The following is a 17631-nucleotide window of genomic DNA, read 5'->3' as shown; positions in this document are numbered from 1 at the left end:
TGAGGGCCCGTTGGGTGTTACTCCCCCACTTCGCCGTACGCGGCGAGGAGCACGGCCGGGTCGGGGCCCTCCAGGACGGTCGGCTTGGCCAGCCCGTCGAGGACGATGAAGCGCAGCAGGTCGCCGCGCGACTTCTTGTCGACCTTCATGTTCTCCAGGAGCTTGGGCCACTGGTCGTGGCGGTAGCTCAGCGGGAGCCCCACGGATTCGAGGATCGTGCGGTGCCGGTCGGCGGTCGCGTCGTCCAGCCGGCCCGCGAGCCGGCCGAGTTCGGCGGCGAAGTGCATGCCGACGGCGACGGCGGCGCCGTGCCGCCACTTGTAGCGCTCGTTCTTCTCGATGGCGTGCGCGAGGGTGTGCCCGTAGTTGAGGATCTCGCGCAGTCCCGACTCCCTGAGGTCGCCGGAGACGACCTCGGCCTTGACCTTGATGGAGCGCTCGATCAGCTCGGCGGTGTGCGGGCCCGCGGGCGTGCGGGCCGCCTCGGGGTCGGACTCGATGAGCTCCAGGATCGCCGGGTCGGCGATGAAACCGGCCTTGATGATCTCGGCGAGGCCGGAGACGAAGTCGTTGACCGGCAGCGAGTCGAGCGCTGCCAGGTCGCAGAGCACGCCCGCGGGCGGGTGGAAGGCGCCGACGAGGTTCTTGCCCTCGGCGGTGTTGATACCGGTCTTTCCGCCCACCGCCGCGTCCACCATGCCGAGCACGGTGGTGGGGACGGCGATCCAGCGCACCCCGCGCAGCCAGGTCGCCGCGACGAAACCGGCCAGGTCGGTGGTGGCGCCGCCGCCCACACCGACGATCACGTCGGTACGGGTGAAGCCGGACTGGCCCAGCGCCTTCCAGCAGTAGGCGGCGACCTCGGCGGTCTTGGCCTCCTCGGCGTTCGGCACCTGGATGGCGACGGCCTCGAAGCCCTGCCCGGCCAGATCGGCGCGCAGCGCCTCGCCGGTCTCGGCGAGCGCCTCGGGGTGGACGACCGCGACGCGCTTGGCCCGGTCGCCGATCAGTCCGCCGAGCTCGCCGAGGAGCTGACGGCCGACCAGGACCTCGTAGGGGTCGGTGCCCGCGGTGCCGCCGACCTGGATACGCGTCACTGCCTCGCTCATGCTTCCTTCAACTCCAGTGCGTCGAGGACGGCTTGGGCCACCTCTTCGGGGGTGCGGCCGTCCGTGGGCACGACCGCGCTGGCGACTTCGGTGTACAGGTGGCGCCGTGCCTCCATCAGCTCGCGCCACTGCCGCCGCGGGTTGACGGCGAGCAGCGGACGGGCCACGTTCAGGCCGGTGCGCTGGACCGCCTCGTCGACGTCCATCGAGAGGTAGACGACCCGGTGCCCGGTGAGCAGCGTGCGGGTGTCCTCGTCGAGGATCGAGCCGCCGCCGAGCGCCAGTACGCCGTCGTGGCCGGCCAGCGCGCGGCCGACCGCGCTCTTCTCGATGGCGCGGAAGGCCGGTTCGCCGTCGTCGACGAAGATGTCGGCGATGGTGCGGCCCTGTTCGGCCACGATGTCGTCGTCGGTGTCCCGGTAGGCGCAGCCGAGCCGCTCGGCGAGCAGCGCGCCCACCGTGGTCTTGCCGACACCCATCGGGCCGACGAGCACGACCAGCGGTCCCGCGGTCACCGTACGACCAGGTTCTCGAGGTACGACTCGACGTTGCGCCGCGTCTCGGGGACGCTGTCGCCGCCGAACTTCTCCGCCACCGCGTCCGCGAGGACCAGGGCGACCATGGCCTCGGCGACGATGCCCGCGGCCGGGACCGCGCACACGTCGGAGCGCTGGTGGTGGGCCTTGGCGGCCTCTCCGGTGGCCACGTCGATGGTGGCCAGCGCGCGCGGCACGGTCGCGATCGGCTTCATCGCGGCGCGGACGCGCAGCAGCTCGCCGGTGGTCAGACCGCCTTCGGTGCCGCCGGAGCGGCCGGTGGTGCGGCGGATGCCGTCCTCGCTGTGCACGATCTCGTCGTGGGCCTTGGAGCCGGGCACCCGGGCCAGTTCGAAGCCGTCTCCGACCTCGACGCCCTTGATGGCCTGGATGCCCATGAGCGCGGCCGCGAGCCGGGCGTCGAGCCGCCGGTCCCAGTGGACGTGGGAGCCGAGGCCCACGGGCACGCCGTACGCGAGCACCTCGACGACCCCGCCGAGTGTGTCGCCGTCCTTGTGGGCCTGGTCGATCTCCGCGACCATCGCCTTCGACGCGTCGCTGTCGAGGCAGCGCACCGGGTCGGCGTCGAGCTTCTCGACGTCGGAGGGCCTGGGGTAGACGCCGTACGGTGCCTTCGCCGCGGCGAGCTCGACGACGTGCGAGACGATCTCGATCCCGGCCGTCTCCTTGAGGTACGAGCGGGCCACCGCGCCCAGGGCCACGCGGGCGGCGGTCTCCCGGGCGGAGGCGCGCTCCAGGATCGGGCGGGCCTCGTCGAAGCCGTACTTCTGCATGCCCGCGAGGTCGGCGTGGCCGGGCCGGGGCCGGGTCAGCGGGGCGTTGCGGGCGAGGTCGGCGAGGATCTCCGGGGCGACCGGGTCGGCCGCCATGACCTGCTCCCACTTGGGCCACTCGGTGTTGCCGACCATGACGGCCACCGGCGAGCCGAGGGTGAGCCCGTGCCGGACTCCGCCCAGGAAGGTGACCTCGTCACGCTCGAACTTCATCCGGGCACCGCGTCCATAGCCCAGGCGCCGCCGGGCGAGGTGGTCCGCCACCATGTCCGTGGTGATCGGAACGCCGGCGGGAAGACCCTCCAGCGTCGCGACAAGTGCGGGACCGTGGGACTCCCCCGCGGTCAGCCAGCGCAACCTGCTCAACGGTGCTCCTCATGCTCGCGCCCTGGTACTGCTGCTGCGTACACGCGTCCTTGCGTACGGCGACGGCGCGACCGGGTGCGCGGCCCTGGCCCGCCACCCCCGATCCTCCCATGGCCGGGCCCCCCGTCCGGCCTCAGGTCCATCAGACGGACGTGTCCGGTCCGGCCGGAGGATGCTCGGCCGGACCGGCGGAGGTGTTCAGCGTCCGGCGAGCGCGTGCTCGCCCGCCGTGCGCATGGCGCCCAGGGGGGCCGGGGAGCGTCCGGTCATCTGCTCGACCTGCAGCACGGCCTGGTGCACGAGCAGGTCGAGGCCGCCGACGACGGCGCCGCCGTACGCCGACCAGCGGGCGGCTAGTTCGGTGGGCCAGGGGTCGTAGAGCACGTCGAAGAGGGTCGCGGGGCGCTCGGGGACCGCGGCGGCCAGCGCGTCCGTGGTGCCCGCCGGGGTCGTGGCGATCACCAGCGGGGCGCGCAGGGCCCGCTCGGCGTCCGCCCAGTCCGCGATACGCACCGTCACGTCGAGCCGTTCGCCCCACTGCCGCATCTCGGCGGCGCGCTCGGCGCTGCGGACGTACGCGACGACTTCTCCGGTGCAGATGCGTGCCAGGGCGGCCAGCGCGGACGAGGCGGTGGCCCCGGCGCCCAGGACGGCGGCGGACTCCACCTGCTCGATGCCGTGCTCGCGCAGCGCGGCGACCATCCCCGGGATGTCGGTGTTGTCGCCGACACGACGTCCGTCGTCGGTGAGGACGACGGTGTTGACCGCCTCGACGGAGGCCGCCGTCTCACTGATCCCGTCGAGCAACGGGATGACGGCCCGCTTGAGCGGCATGGTCAGCGAGAGGCCCGCCCATTCGCCGCCGAGTTCCTCCAGGAAGCCGGGCAGCGTCTCCTCGTCGACCTCGAAGCGGTCGTAGGACCAGTCGTCGAGTCCCAGTTCCCGGTAGGCGGCGCGGTGCAGCACCGGCGAGAGGGAGTGGGCGATCGGCGAACCGAGGACCGCCGCGCGCCGGGCGTCAGTGGCCCGAACTCTCATTGAACTTTTCCTTGAGCCTCTTGAATTCGGCATAGGTCTTGGCGAACTCGGTGTTGTTCTGGCCGTCGGTCGCCACGAAGTAGATCCAGCCGTCGTCGGTCGGGTTCAGCGCCGCCTTGAACGCGTCGTCGCCGGGGTTTCCGATGGGACCGGGTGGCAGGCCCTTGCTCGTATAGGTGTTGTACGGGTCCTTGTTGCTGTTGATCTCGGACTCGCTGATGTCGATGTTGCTCTGGCCCTTCAGGTAATTGAAGGTCGAGTCGAACTGGAGCAGCTGGTTGGTCTCCGTGTTCGTCGACTTGAGGCGGTTGTAGATCACCTCGGCCATCTTGCGGAAGTCGTCGTGGGTCTTGCCCTCGGCCTGGACCAGGCTCGCGACCGTGACGAGCTGCAGCGGGTCGGCGAGGTCGAATTCCTTGGCCTTCGCCTCGAGGTTCAGCTTCCGGTAGTTCTCGACGGCCTGCGCGACCATCTGCTTCAGGACGGCTTCGGGCTTCATCCCCTTGGCGGCGGGGTAGGTCGCCGGGTAGAGGAATCCTTCCAGCGGTTCCTTGATGTCCTTGTTGTTGTTCGCCCAGCTCGGCAGTCCGAAGCTCTTGTATTCCTTCTTGGCCACCTTGGCGGTGGTGCCGTCGGGGAGGGAGAGCTTCTCGTCGATCTTCTTGTAGATGGTGACCGTGCGCTCGCCGGGAGCGACGACCACGTTGTTCTGGCTCTTGGGGTCGAGCATGAGCTTGACGGCGCTGGCGGCCGACATCTCTTTCTTCAGCAGATAGGCCCCGGCCTGGATCTTCGTCCCGTCGGGATTGGTCTGCTGGGCGGACACGAAGGCGTCGACGCTCTTGATGACGCCGGCCTGTTTCAGCGCCTGCCCGATCGCAAAACCGCCCGCGCCCTTGGGGATGTTGACCGTCACCTCGCCGGTGCCGTCGCCCACGTAGTCCGGAGCCGGGCCGAAACGTTTTTGGTAGAACTGGTAGCCGAAGTATCCGACGCCGCCGACACCACCGCCGAAGACGAGCACGACCACCAGGCAGGCGCAGCCGCTGCGGCGCTTCTTGGTCGTGCCGCCCTTGCCGCCCCGGCCCTTCCGGTCGCCGCGGCCGCTCTTCGGATCGTCGTCGCCGGAGTCGTCGTCATCGTCGCCCCCCGCGAAGAAGGCGTGCTCGCCCTGGTCCGGACCCGGGTCCCAGTCGGTCGGGGCCGGTTCGGGCTCGACGCGGCGGCGCGCGGGCGGTTCCGGCGGGGGGTACGCGTCGGGGGTGTTGTAGAAGTCGGGCTGCTCACCACCGTAGGCGGCGGCCTGGTTCGCGTAGGGGTCGGTCGGGTCGGGGGCGTACGCGACCTGGTGCTGCGTCCCGTTGTCCCAGCCGCCGTCGTGGTACTGCTGCTGGTCCTGGCCGAGGTACTGCTGCTGCGCCGGATCGACGTACCCCTGCTGGTCGTGGCCGGTGTACTGCCCCGCGTACGGCTGCTGCCCCTGACCGCCGTACTGCTGCTGTCCCTGGTCGTGGTACTGCTGCCGGCCGGGGTGCTGCGGGCCCGCGGCATCGAACTGCTGCTGGCCGTAGCCGCCCTGCTGACCGTCGCTCCAGTCGCCGTACTGCGCCTGCTGCTGTTGCGGCTGCTGCGGATAGTGCTGCGGCTGGCCGCCGTAGGGGGACTGGCCGTCGGCGGCCTGTCCTCCCCATCCGCCGTCCCCGTACAACGGGTCCTCCGGATGCCACGGTTCGGAGCCTGGGCCCCGGCCATACTCAGTCATCGATCCCCTAGAGCCGCGAGGCGGTGGCTGCTGGCGCTGTGGCTCGGCTCCCGTTTCGCCTCTTTTGCTGTGCGGTGGCTGTTCGAACACCACCACATCGCGCGGAACGTTACCGTATCGCGATCAGATGACCACTTCGACGCCCTCGCCAGGTGGATTACCTGACACCCGTTCGGATTCCAATGCCTGTTGAAGGATGATCACAGCGGCCGCCTGATCGATGACCGACCTGCCCTTCTTGGACTTCACGCCCGAGGCCCGCAGTCCCTGACTGGCCGTCACCGTGGTCATTCTCTCGTCGAGGAGCCTCACCGCGACCGGCGCGATCGACCGGGCGAGGTCCTGGGCGAAACCACGGACCTTCACGGCGGCCGGGCCCTCGCCCCCCTTGAGGGAGCGAGGCAGTCCGACGACGACCTCGATCGGCTCGTACTCCTCGACCAGCTGCCTCAGCCGGCGCTGGGCGGCGGGCACGTCCCGTCCCGGTACGGTCTCGACCGGCGTCGCGAGGATCCCGTCGGGGTCGCACGAGGCGACCCCGATCCGCGCGTCCCCGACGTCGATCGCGAGCCGACGGCCGCGGCGCATGCCCCGGCCGTCCCCGCTGCCCGTACCGTCCGTGCTCACGTGCCCGTCCGCGCTCACTTGGCCGTCTCGCCGACCAGGCGTTCGACGGCGTCCATGGCCTCACCGATGGCGGCCGGGTTCTGGCCGCCTCCCTGCGCGACGTCCGGCTTGCCGCCACCGCCGCCGCCGAGGGTCTTGGCGGCCGTACGGACCAGGTCGCCGGCCTTGAGACCGCGCTCGCGGGCCGCCTCGTTGGTGGCGATGACCGTGAGCGGCTTGCCGCCCGCGGTGGTGAACAGGGCCACCACGACGGCCCGGCCGCCCTGGATGCGGCCGCGTACGTCGAGGACCAGCTTGCGCAGGTCGTCCGCTCCCGTGCCGTCCGGGACCTGGCCGGTGACCAGAGCGACACCGCGGACGTCCTTGGCGGACCCGGCGAGACCGGCGGCGGCCTGCAGGACCTTCTCCGCGCGGAACTTCTCGATCTCCTTCTCGGCGTCCTTCAGCTTGCCGAGCATGGCGGAGATCTTCTCCGGGAGCTCCTCCGGACGGCCCTTGACCAGCTCCTGGAGCTGGGCGACGACCGTGTGCTCCTTGGCGAGGAAGTTGTAGGCGTCGACGCCGACCAGGGCCTCGATGCGGCGCACACCGGAGCCGATCGAGGACTCGCCGAGCAGCTTGACCAGGCCGAGCTGGGCGGTGTTGTGCACGTGCGTGCCGCCGCACAGCTCCTTCGAGAAGTCGCCGATGGTCACGACGCGCACGCGCTCGCCGTACTTCTCGCCGAACTCGGCGATGGCGCCCTGCTTCTTGGCCTCGTCGAGACTCAGGATCTCGGCGTGCACGTCCAGGTCCCGGGCGAGCACCTCGTTGATCTTCTGCTCGACGTCGGTCATGACGGCCGTGGGCACGGCCGAGGGCGAACCGAAGTCGAAGCGGAAGCGGCCCGGCTGGTTCTCGGAACCGGCCTGGGCGGCCGTCGGGCCGAGGGCGTCGCGCAGGGCCTGGTGGGTGAGGTGCGTGGCCGAGTGGGCGCGGGCGATGGCCGTCCGCCGACGGGTGTCGATGGTGGCCTGGGCCTGGGCGCCGACCGTGACCTCGCCGACCTGGACGACGCCCTTGTGGACGTACACACCCGGGACGGGCTTCTGGCAGTCGCGGACCTCGACGATCGCGCCGCTGTCCACCCGGATGCGCCCGGTGTCACCGATCTGGCCGCCGCCCTCGGCGTAGAACGGGGTGCGGTCGAGGACGATCTCGACCTCGTCGCCCTCGGTGGCGGCGGGCGACGACACACCGTCGACCAGGATGCCGACGATCGTCGACTCGCCCTCGGTCCGGTCGTACCCGATGAAGTCGGTCTCACCGGAGGCGTCGGCGATCTGGCGGTAGGCGCCGAGGTCGGCGTGACCGGTCTTCTTGGCCCGGGCGTCGGCCTTGGCCTTGTCCCGCTGCTCCTTCATCAGGCGGCGGAAGCCGTCCTCGTCCACGGAGAGGCCCTGTTCGGCGGCCATCTCGAGGGTGAGGTCGATCGGGAAGCCCCAGGTGTCGTGGAGCAGGAAGGCCTTGTCGCCGGCGAGAACCGTGCCGCCGGAGTCCTTGGTGTCCGTGATGGCCGTGTCGAGGATGTTCGTGCCGGCCTTCAGCGTCTTGAGGAAGGCGGCCTCCTCGGCGAGGGCCACGGTCTCGATCCGCCGGCGGTCGCTCACCAGCTCCGGGTACTGCTGCCCCATCATCTCGATCACGACGTCGATGAGGTCCTTGACGACGGGACCGGTGGCGCCGAGCAGCCGCATGTTGCGGATGGCGCGGCGCATGATGCGGCGCAGGACGTATCCACGGCCCTCGTTGCCCGGGCTCACGCCGTCGCCGATGAGCATCACGGACGTTCGCATGTGGTCGGTGACCACCCGCAGCGAGACGTCGGAGTCGTGGGCGGCGCCGTACTCGACGCCCGTCAGCTCGGTGGCCTTCCTGATGACGGCCATGGAGGTGTCGATCTCGTACATGTTCTGCACGTCCTGCAGAATCATGGCGAGGCGTTCCAGGCCGAGGCCGGTGTCGATGTTCTTGCTGGGCAGCTCGCCGAGGATCTCGAAGTCCTCCTTCGAGGTGCCCTCGCCGCGCTCGTACTGCATGAAGACCAGGTTCCAGATCTCCACGTACCGCTCGTCGTTGACGGCCGGGCCGCCCTCGACACCGAACTCGGGACCGCGGTCGTAGTTGATCTCGGAACACGGGCCGCAGGGACCCGGGACGCCCATGGACCAGTAGTTGTCCTTCTTGCCCAGGCGCTGGATGCGCTCGGACGGGACACCGATCTTGTCGCGCCAGATGGACTCGGCCTCGTCGTCGTCGAGGTAGACCGTGATCCACAGCCGCTCGGGGTCGAGCCCGTAACCACCCTTGTCCTGGGGCGAGGTGAGCAGCTCCCAGGCGTAGGTGATGGCACCTTCCTTGAAGTAGTCGCCGAAGGAGAAGTTGCCGCACATCTGGAAGAACGTGCCGTGGCGGGTGGTCTTGCCGACCTCTTCGATGTCGGGTGTGCGCACGCACTTCTGCACGCTGGTGGCGCGCGACCACGGCGGCTTGACCTCACCGAGGAAGTACGGCTTGAAGGGGACCATGCCCGCGGGCACCAGGAGCAGAGTCGGGTCGTCCGCGATGAGCGACGCCGAGGGGACGACGGTGTGACCGCGCTCCTCGTAGAAGCTCAACCAGCGGCGGCGAATCTCGGCCGACTCCATCAGTGGTCCTCATTCCGGTTGTGCGAGTACGTCGACCTCTCGACGTACCTCGGATCGTTACGGTTCTCGATGGCGGCGTACCGCCTGGGGGCGGGGAGTTCACGGTCGACGGACGCGCCGAGCCCGAGCGCCTCGTCGAGTTCGGCCTCCCGCTGGGCCATGCCCTCGCGGACGTCGAGCGCGAACTCCTTGAGCCGGTGCCCTGCCTCGACCGCCTTGTTCGCGGCCTGGGCGGCGAGGCTCTCGGGAGTCAGCTGCTTGAGCTTGCGGTTGACCTTGGTGGTGGCCCACACGCCCGCGGCTGCGCCGGCGGTGAACCAGAACGTACGGCGGAACATCGCTGCGTCAGTCCTTCTTCCGCTTTCCCCGTCGCGCGGACGGGACGGTGCGGCCCACGATCACGGTACGCCGGGACGCTTTGGGGGGCACGTTCTCTCGGCGGCCGCCGATGGCCCGGCGGACGCCGTAACCGAACGCCGCGACCTTGACCAGCGGGCCGCCGAAGGTGGAGGCGACGGTCGTGGAGAGCGCCGACGCGTTCGACGTGACCTCCTGGACGTCCGACGCGATGGCGTCGACCCGGTCGATCTGGGTCTGTGCGGAGCGCACCGCCTCCGAGGCGTCGGCCAGCAGCGGGACGGCCTGATCGGTCACGTCCGCCACGAGCTTGGTGGTCGCCCTGAGCGTCTGGGCCAGTCTCGCCAGCGCGACGGCGAGGAACGAGACCAGGATCGCCCAGAAGACGGCCACCAGGATCCCGGCCACCTCTCCACCGGACACTGTCGCACCCGCTCCCTAGTACGTGCCTGAACATCGAAAAGTCGTCCCCCGACCCTATCGCGCCGGGGCCGCCGCTCCGTACCGCATTAACGGCCGAGGAGGCCGGAATTGCGCGAAGCGATTGTACGGAACGCATACGAGTCAGTACTCTCCGTTTGCCATGCAGCATTTTGACCGGCCCCGGTCCTCCGGCGGTACGCCGCACGGCAATCTGCCCCTGGAACTCGACGCGTTCGTCGGGCGCTCGGCCGAACTCACGCGGCTGGCCGAGGCGCTGGAGGGGTCCCGGCTGGTCACGGTGACCGGCATGGGCGGCGTCGGCAAGTCGCGCCTCGCCGCGCGGACGGCGGCGCGCACGGACGCACGGGACGGCGTGTGGCGGGCGGAACTGGCCGCCGTACGGGATCCGGACCTCGTCGCGTACGCGGTCGTGGAGGCCCTGGGGCTGACGGACCAGACGTCGAGGGCGCCGCGCGAGCTCCTGCTCGACCGTCTCGCCGGGCGCCAACTCCTCCTGGTCGTCGACGGGTTCGAGCATCTGGTGGACGCCTGCGCCGCACTGGTGGGCGAGCTGCTGCGGCACACGCCGGGGCTGCGGGTGCTCGCGGTGGGACGCCGGCCGCTGGAGATCGAGGGCGAACGGCTGTTCCCGCTGGCGCCGCTGGGCGACACGGAGGCCCTCGAACTGTTCGAGGAGCGGGCGGCGGCCCGGGTGCCCGGCTTCGTGCTGGACGACGCCAACCGGTCGGACGTCCGGGAACTGTGCCGCCGTGTCGACGGGATCCCGCTCGCCGTCGAGCTGGCCGCGGGCCGGCTGAGCGCCCTCTCCCCCGCCCAGCTGCTGTCCCGCCTCGAGGACCGCTTCCGGTTGCTGACGGGCGGCGGGCGGGACGCTCTGCCGCGGCACCAGACACTGCGTACGGCGATCGGCTGGAGCCACGAACTGTGCACCTCCGAGGAGCGGCTGCTGTGGTCGCGGCTCTCGGTGTTCGCCGGCCGGTTCGACCTGGAGGCCGCCGAGTACGTGTGCGGCGGCGACGGGCTGCACGCCGACCGCATCCTCGACGTGATCGGGGCGCTCCTCGCACAGTCCGTGCTGGCCCGCGAGGAGACGCCCACGGGGCCGCGCTACCGGATGCTGGACTCGGTCCGGGCGTACGGCGCGGACTGGCTGGCGGCGGCGGGGGACGCGGACCGGCTGCGCCGCCGCCACCGCGACTGGTACATGGGCCTGGCGACCTGGTGCGAGCTGGACTGGTTCTCGCCCCGGCAGGCCGAGGTGGCCGTGCGGGTCGAGGCGGAACTGCCGAATCTGCGCCACGCCCTGGAGTACTGCCTGACCGAGCCGGGTGAGACGCATCTGGGCCAGTACCTGGCGGGCAGCCTGTGGTTCTACTGGGTGGGCTGCGGCCGGCTGGCGGAGGGGCGCCACTGGCTGGAACGCGGCGTGGAACTCGACAGCGACCGTGACCAGTCGCGGCTCAAGGCTCTGTGGGTGCTCGGCTATGTGGCGATCCTGCAGGGCGACACCGTGTCCGCGCTGACCGCGCTCCAGGAATGCCGCGAGGAGGCGCTGCGCACCGGCAGCCCCACCGCGCTCGCCTACGCCGAGCACCGCGCCGGCTGTCTCGCGCTGGTCACCGACGACATGCGGCGGGCGGAGACCCTGCTGCGCTCGGCGCTCGACCGCTATCACGAGATCGGCGAGCTCAACAGCAACGTGCTGATGGGGCAGGTCGAGCTGGCGATGGCGCTGGCGTTCCAGGGCGACATGCCGGCCGCGGTGAAGCTGTGCGAGGACGTCCGCCGGGTGTGCGAGGACCACGGGGAGCGCTGGGCGCTGGCGTACGCGTTGTACGTGCTGGCGTACGAGGCCCTCACCGCGGGCGATCCGTCACGCGCCCGGGAACTTCTGGTCCGGTGCCTGGACATCGCGCACACCTTCCACGACCTGCTCGGCACGGTCCTCGCGCTGGAGCTGCTGGCGCTGGTCACGACGGTGCAGGGTGATCCGGCCGAGGCCGCGGTGCTGCAGGGTGCGGCGGCCCGGCTGTGGCCGTCGGTCGGGCTGCCGCTGTTCGGCTCGGCGTACTACAACGTGCCGCACGAGCGGTGCGAGGCGGGCGCCCGGGAGCGGCTGGGCGACGAACGCTACGAGGAGTGCGTACGGGCCGGGGAGCGGCTCGGCCGGGAGGCGGCGGTGGAGCGGGCGCTGCGGCGGCCCGGACAGCGGCCGCTGGGCGCGGTGCCCGCACCGCGCAGGCTGGCCCCGGACACGCAGAAGCCCGCCGTCTCGCGCACCTCGAAGGGCGGCGGGACGACGGGCTGACGCGCAGGTGGTGCTACGTCCGCGGGATGAAAATCAGCGGGCGTAGTACTCGACGACGAGCTGCTCGTCGCAGATCACCGGGATCTCCTTGCGGTTCGGCTCGCGGTCCAGGCGGAACGCCAGGGCGCCGAGGTTCACCTGGAGGTAGCGCGGGGTCTCACCGTCGGGGGCGAAGCCACCGGCGCGGGAGACCTCGAACAGCGTCTTGCTGCGGCTGCGCTCGCGGACCATCACGACGTCGTCGGGACGGACGCGGAACGAGGGCTTGTCGACCTTCTGGCCGTTGACCTCGATGTGGCCGTGGACGACCATCTGGCGGGCCTGGTAGATCGTGCGGGCGATGCCCGAACGCAGGACCAGCGCGTCGAGACGGCGCTCGAGCTCGATGATCAGGGCCTCACCGGTCTTGCCCTGGACCTTGGAGGCACGCTCGTAGGCGCGGACGAGCTGGCGCTCGGACACGTCGTACTGCGCGCGCAGACGCTGCTTCTCGAGCAGACGGACCTTGTAGTCCGAGTTCTGCTTGCGGCCGCGACCGTGCTCACCCGGCGGGTAGGGGCGGGCCTCGAAGTACTTGACGGCCTTCGGGGTCAGCGCGATGCCGAGGGCACGCGACTTCTTGACCTTGGGGCGGGACTGGTTCGCCATGAACCAAACACCTCATGTTTCCGATGCGAATACGGCTTCACCAGGGTTAGGGGAGGTCGCAATCCGCAGCCCGGGAAACCCTCCTCGCCGCCGTGGGGATCCACGTGGGCGGGGCGGGCAGCCGCTCCTGGGTCTGGGCACATACGTGCAGCACGCGAGTGGCCCACCGACCTGTCCCGGAAGACCGGGTGGTGGTGGGCTGCCCGCGACACCTTCGACGGTGCGCGACGCTCCTGGAATCCCCCCGTTGAGGCAGGGGCTCCGGCTGGATGTCCCGTTCTGGTGGTGCCGACCGGAGCCGGACACGGGACGCAGCGCTTCGCGTCATCCTACAGGGTGGTCAGGAGCGTCCTCGACCGAGGTGCTTGCGGGTCCACTCCACCGCGTCCGCGTAGCGCGCCTCCGTGCCGTGCCGGGTCGGCGTGTAGTACTCCCGGTCGCTGAGCTCCTCCGGGGCGTACTGCTGGGCGGCGATGCCCTCGGGCAGGTCGTGCGGGTACACGTACCCCTGGGCGTGCCCGAGCTTGGCCGCGCCCTTGTAGTGCCCGTCGCGCAGGTGCATCGGGACCGGGCCCGCGTGTCCCTTGCGCACGTCCTCCATGGCGGCGCCGATCGCCGTCGTCGCGGCGTTGGACTTCGGCGCCAGGGCCAGGGCGATGGTGGCGTGGCTGAGGGTGAGCGCGGCCTCCGGGAAGCCGATCATGGCGACGGCCTGGGCGGCGGCGACGGCTGTCGGCAGCGCGTGCGGGTCGGCCAGGCCGATGTCCTCGCTGGCGGAGATCATCAGCCGGCGGGCGATGAAGCGCGGGTCCTCGCCGGCCTCGATCATCCGCGCCAGGTAGTGCAGCGCGGCGTCCACGTCCGAGCCGCGGATGGACTTGATGAGGGCGCTCGCCACGTCGTAGTGCTGGTCGCCGTCACGGTCGTACTTGACGGCGGCGCGGTCGACGGTCTCCTCCAGGGTCTGGAGGGTGATCTCCGGCTCGCCCTTGTCGAGCGCGGATCCCGCCGCCGCCTCCAGGGCGGTCAGGGCGCGGCGGGCGTCACCGCCGGCGATCCGCATCAGGTGCTGCTCGGTGTCCTCGGGGAGGGTGACGGACCCCTTGAGGCCGCGCTCGTCGCCGAGCGCCCGGCGCAGCAGTCCGCGCAGGTCGTCGTCGGTGAGCGGTTCGAGGGTGAGCAGGAGGGAGCGGGAGAGCAGGGGGGAGATCACGGAGAAGTAGGGGTTCTCGGTGGTCGCCGCGATGAGGGTCACCCAGCGGTTCTCGACGGCCGGGAGCAGGGAGTCCTGCTGGGCCTTGCTGAAGCGGTGGATCTCGTCCAGGAAGAGGACGGTCTCCTTGCCGAAGCCTCCGGTGGCGCGGCGGGCGCTCTCGATGACGGCGCGCACTTCCTTGACGCCGGCGGTGATCGCGGAGAGCTCCACGAAGCGCTTGTTCGTGGCCTTGGAGACCACGTACGCCAGGGTCGTCTTGCCGGTGCCGGGCGGGCCCCAGAGGATCACCGAGGAGGGTCCGGCGGGGCCGCCGCCGCTCTCGCCGACCAGTCTGCGCAGGGGTGAGCCCGGCTTCAGCAGATGCTGCTGGCCCACGACCTCGTCGAGGGTGCGCGGGCGCATCCGGACGGCCAGGGGGCTCCCGGAGGGGTCCTTCTCCTGGCGTTCTTCGGCTGCGGCGGTGAACAGGTCGGGCTCCACGGGAGAAACCCTATGTCACCCCACTGACAATCCCCTCGGCGCTGTCAGCTGGTCCAGAAGTCCCACCAGCGGGTCAGGATCAGCATGCCGATGATGCCGATGTGCACGACGGGCAGGACCCAGGTGAACTCGCCGAAGAAGCTCTTCAGCCAGCGCGGGGCGGGCAGGAAGCTGTGACGGACGTTGAACGAGGTCACGTACCAGAACATGATGATCGTGGCGACCCAGGCCAGCGAGCACCACAGGCACAGCGAGTTGATGCGGTACAGGGACTGGAACTGCAGCCAGGTGCAGAATCCGACGCCGAAGAGGGTGCCGGCGTTGAAGGTCAGCCAGTACCAGCGCGGGAAGGTGGCCCGCGCCAGCAGGCTCACTCCGACGCAGATCACGATGCCGTACGCCACCAGGCCCAGCATCGGGTTGGGGAACCCGAAGGCCGAGGCCTGGTCGCTCTTCATGATGTTGCCGCAGGAGACGACCGGGTTCAGGCTGCACCCCGGCACGAAGTTCGGGTTCTCCAGCAGCTTGAACTTGTCGATCGTGATGACCCACGCGGCGAGCAGGCCGGCCGCACCGGTGATCATCAGCAACAGGGCGAGCGCACGGCTGCCGCCGACCGTCCGGGGACCGTCGACGCGGTCCGGGTCGGTGGAGACGTCCTTGACTGTCGTCTTGCTCATCACGCCGTTTCCGTAGCTTCGAAGGGCCTGCGGGCACCGACATTGTGCCGCACGCGCGGGTCTGTCCACCGTTCGATGGACATAAGGAGGTACGTGCGGTCGACCCTGAGCGTTCGGTTCGGCGGGTGGCTCGGGGCCAGGACGACGCGCGGGGCGGAGCTCGCGGGGGACGTACGAGGGCTGCCGGGCGGCACGGGGACGTGATCGCCGTCGACGGCGTCGATCCCGGCATTCGCCGGGGCGAGGCGTTCGGCCTGGTCGGACCCCGTGGCGCGGGTCGGGGCACGAACGGTGGAGACCCTCCAGGGCCACCGTGCCCGGGACGCGGGCGAGGTCGCCGTCCAGACCTCGGACCCGGCTACGGGGACGCGCGCGCGGCGCTCTCGGGTCGGCATCGTCCGGCAGGACGAATCCGCGCCCGCCGGGTTGACGGTGCGCGGGACCACGCACACCGCCCCCGCCGCCCGCGCCCGTGGAATCACCTCACGGGCGGGGCCGGCAGGGGCGGAGAACCGCGTGCTCAGCCGAGCCGGACCTCGAGTTCCGCCACGATCTCGTTGACGCCGACGGGGGTCTGCTCGCCGGACTCCATGTCCTTGAGCTGCACCACGCCCTCGGAGAGGTCCCGCTCGCCGGCGACGATCGTGTAGCGCGCCCCGGACCGGTTCGCGTTCTTCATCGCGCCCTTGAGCCCCTTGCCGCCGTACGAGAAGTCGGCGGCGATCCCCAGCTTGCGCAACTCCGTGACCTTGGCGAAGAGCACCCGGCGGGCCTCCTCCCCCAGCGGCACCGCGAACACACTGGTGGACGCGGGGAGTTCGAGCTCCACTCCCTCCGCCTCCAGCGCCAGCACCGTACGGTCGACGCCCAGGGCCCAGCCGACCGACGGCAGTTCGGGGCCGCCGATCATCTCGGAGAGACCGTCGTAGCGGCCGCCGCCGCCCACCGCGGACTGCGAGCCGAGTCCGTCGTGGACGAACTCGAAGGTGGTGCGGGTGTAGTAGTCCAGACCGCGCACCAGCTTGGCGTCGTCCTCGAAGACGACACCCGCGGCCGTGAGCAGCTCGCGCACCTCCTCGTGGTACGCCTTGCACGCGTCGCACAGGAAGTCGCGCAGGAGCGGCGCGCCGACCAGCTGCTTCTGCACGTCGTCACGCTTGTCGTCGAGGACCCGCAGGGGGTTGATCTCGGCCCGGCGGAGGGTGTCCTCGTCGAGTTCGAGACCGCGCAGGAAGTCCTGGAGCGCGGCCCGGTACACGGGGCGGCACTCCTTGTCGCCGAGCGAGTTGAGAAGGATCCGGAAGTTCCTCAGCCCCAGCGACCGGTAGGCCTGGTCCGCCAGGATGATCAGCTCGGCGTCGAGCGCCGGGTCCTCCGCGCCGATGGCCTCGGCACCGACCTGCGAGAAGTGGCGGTAACGGCCCTTCTGGGGGCGCTCGTAGCGGTAGTACGAGCCGGAGTACCAGAGCTTCACGGGGAGGTTGCCGAGCTTGTGCAGGTTCGCCTCGAGCGCGGCGCGCAGCACGGACGCGGTGCCCTCGGGGCGCAGCGCCAGTCGGTCGCCACCCTTGGTCTCGAAGGCGTACATCTCCTTGGTCACGATGTCGGTGGACTCACCGACCCCGCGCGCGAACAGTTCGACGCTCTCGAAGCCGGGCGTCTCGATGTAGCCGTAGCCGGAGTTGCGCAGCGGCGCCGCGATGGCCTCGCGGACCGCGAGGTACTTCGCGCTGTCCGGCGGGATCAGGTCGTACGTGCCCTTGGGGGCCTTGAAGGTGCTCACGGAAGTCTCTCGTCACATTCCTCGTCGGGGAGCCGGCCGCGCGCCGGGCTCTTGACGGTCTGCCGCCACCTGCCGCAGGTACGGGTTGGTGGCGCGCTCCTGGCCGATGGTGGTCTGGGGACCGTGCCCCGACAGCACCACGGTCGAGTCGTCGAGCGGCAGGCACACGCGGGCCAGCGAACCGAGCATCTCGTCCATGTCACCGCCGGGCAGGTCGGTGCGTCCGATGGAGCCGGCGAACAGCAGATCCCCGGAGAAGAACACGGGCGGAACGTCCGCGCTCTCGGGCATCCGGAAGGTCACCGACCCCTTGGTATGACCGGGCGCGTGCGCGACGGACAGCTCCAGACCGGCCAGCTCGAGCCCGACGCCGTCGGCCAGTTCCTTGACGTCGTCCGGCTCACCCACCGTCAGCTCACCCATCAGCGGCATGCCGATGGACCGACCGAGGGCCTTCTCGGGGTCGCTCATCATGTACCGGTCCTCGGGGTGGATCCACGCCGGTACCCCGTGCGCTCCGCACACCGGGACGACCGAGGCGACATGGTCGATGTGGCCGTGGGTGAGGATGACCGCGACGGGCTTGAGCCGATGCTTCTTGAGCGCGTCCTCGACTCCCTGGGTGGCCTGATGGCCCGGGTCGATGATCACGCACTCCTCACCCGCGGCGGGGGCGACCAGGTAACAGTTGGTCCCCCAGGCCCCGGCGGGGAACCCGGCAATGAGCACGATCGTCCTTCGGGGTGTCGTACGCGATGAGTCGTACAGGGTGGGCGGCTGTGGCTCAGAGCCTACC

At 70.7% G+C, this 17631-nt stretch carries 15 protein-coding genes and 1 pseudogene; 2 read left to right on the top strand and 14 right to left on the bottom strand.

The window, feature by feature from the left end; all coding sequences use genetic code 11:
* Positions 1-17: 17 nt before the first annotated feature.
* The 9 genes from aroB to OG199_RS33610 all read right to left on the bottom strand — a co-directional run bounded on the left by aroB (position 18) and on the right by OG199_RS33610 (position 9699).
* Entirely contained in the window at positions 18-1109 is a 1092-nt protein-coding gene (gene aroB, locus OG199_RS33650; RefSeq protein ID WP_266697710.1) for a 3-dehydroquinate synthase, read from the bottom strand.
* A complete protein-coding gene (locus OG199_RS33645; RefSeq protein WP_405832619.1) occupies positions 1106-1624 on the bottom strand; it encodes a shikimate kinase in 519 nt (172 codons plus the stop codon). The genes aroB and OG199_RS33645 overlap by 4 nt, the downstream gene beginning before the upstream one ends.
* On the bottom strand, positions 1621-2805 hold the full coding sequence (aroC, locus tag OG199_RS33640; RefSeq protein WP_266697712.1) for a chorismate synthase: 1185 nt from the start codon (positions 2803-2805) through the stop codon (positions 1621-1623). The genes OG199_RS33645 and aroC overlap by 4 nt, the downstream gene beginning before the upstream one ends.
* Before the next feature lie 198 nt (positions 2806-3003).
* Positions 3004-3843: a shikimate dehydrogenase gene (locus tag OG199_RS33635; RefSeq protein WP_356805298.1), complete on the bottom strand. Its 840-nt coding sequence runs from the start codon at positions 3841-3843 to the stop codon at positions 3004-3006.
* Positions 3824-5605 (bottom strand): endolytic transglycosylase MltG, encoded by a 1782-nt coding sequence (gene mltG / locus OG199_RS33630; protein WP_356805300.1) that lies wholly within the window; start codon positions 5603-5605, stop codon positions 3824-3826. The genes OG199_RS33635 and mltG overlap by 20 nt, the downstream gene beginning before the upstream one ends.
* Before the next feature lie 123 nt (positions 5606-5728).
* A complete protein-coding gene (gene ruvX, locus OG199_RS33625; protein WP_266705777.1) occupies positions 5729-6193 on the bottom strand; it encodes a Holliday junction resolvase RuvX in 465 nt (154 codons plus the stop codon).
* A gap of 53 nt (positions 6194-6246) precedes the next feature.
* Complete coding sequence (gene alaS, locus OG199_RS33620) at positions 6247-8919, bottom strand: alanine--tRNA ligase (RefSeq protein ID WP_356805302.1); 2673 nt, start codon at positions 8917-8919, stop codon at positions 6247-6249.
* Positions 8919-9257, bottom strand: coding sequence for a DUF6167 family protein (locus tag OG199_RS33615; RefSeq protein WP_266697716.1), 339 nt, complete (start codon positions 9255-9257; stop codon positions 8919-8921). Before OG199_RS33615 ends, alaS begins: the two co-directional genes overlap by 1 nt.
* 7 nt (positions 9258-9264) lie before the next feature.
* On the bottom strand, positions 9265-9699 hold the full coding sequence (locus tag OG199_RS33610) for a DUF948 domain-containing protein (protein ID WP_266697717.1): 435 nt from the start codon (positions 9697-9699) through the stop codon (positions 9265-9267).
* A 160-nt stretch (positions 9700-9859) separates the two neighbouring features.
* On the opposite strand from OG199_RS33610, the gene OG199_RS33605 reads away from it, so the two are divergent.
* The gene (locus OG199_RS33605) at positions 9860-12028 is read left to right on the top strand and encodes an ATP-binding protein (protein WP_405832616.1); all 2169 of its coding nucleotides are present in this window, start codon (positions 9860-9862) and stop codon (positions 12026-12028) included.
* A gap of 33 nt (positions 12029-12061) precedes the next feature.
* Here OG199_RS33605 and rpsD read toward each other — a convergent pair whose 3' ends face one another.
* The 3 genes from rpsD to OG199_RS33590 all read right to left on the bottom strand — a co-directional run bounded on the left by rpsD (position 12062) and on the right by OG199_RS33590 (position 15052).
* Positions 12062-12676 carry a 30S ribosomal protein S4 gene (gene rpsD / locus OG199_RS33600; protein ID WP_153291663.1) on the bottom strand — a complete coding sequence of 205 codons (615 nt, stop codon included), beginning with the start codon at positions 12674-12676 and terminating at the stop codon, positions 12062-12064.
* Positions 12677-13016: 340 nt separating this feature from the next.
* A complete protein-coding gene (locus OG199_RS33595) occupies positions 13017-14372 on the bottom strand; it encodes a replication-associated recombination protein A (protein WP_356805307.1) in 1356 nt (451 codons plus the stop codon).
* A 44-nt stretch (positions 14373-14416) separates the two neighbouring features.
* On the bottom strand, positions 14417-15052 hold the full coding sequence (locus OG199_RS33590; protein WP_401802657.1) for a vitamin K epoxide reductase family protein: 636 nt from the start codon (positions 15050-15052) through the stop codon (positions 14417-14419).
* Positions 15053-15157: 105 nt separating this feature from the next.
* On the opposite strand from OG199_RS33590, the pseudogene OG199_RS33585 reads away from it, so the two are divergent.
* A pseudogene (locus OG199_RS33585) lies at positions 15158-15496 on the top strand (ATP-binding cassette domain-containing protein); the annotation flags it as partial.
* Positions 15497-15572: 76 nt separating this feature from the next.
* Here the strand turns inward: OG199_RS33585 and hisS are convergent.
* Both hisS and OG199_RS33575 read right to left on the bottom strand, forming a co-directional pair.
* Positions 15573-16835 carry a histidine--tRNA ligase gene (gene hisS, locus OG199_RS33580; protein WP_266697721.1) on the bottom strand — a complete coding sequence of 421 codons (1263 nt, stop codon included), beginning with the start codon at positions 16833-16835 and terminating at the stop codon, positions 15573-15575.
* A gap of 12 nt (positions 16836-16847) precedes the next feature.
* The gene (locus OG199_RS33575) at positions 16848-17564 is read right to left on the bottom strand and encodes an MBL fold metallo-hydrolase (RefSeq protein ID WP_356808995.1); all 717 of its coding nucleotides are present in this window, start codon (positions 17562-17564) and stop codon (positions 16848-16850) included.
* Between the last annotated feature and the right edge of the window lie 67 nt (positions 17565-17631).

The organism is Streptomyces sp. NBC_01176, from assembly GCF_045039825.1.
GTDB lineage: Bacteria > Actinomycetota > Actinomycetes > Streptomycetales > Streptomycetaceae > Streptomyces.
This window is presented reverse-complemented; position numbering and strand designations above follow the sequence as displayed.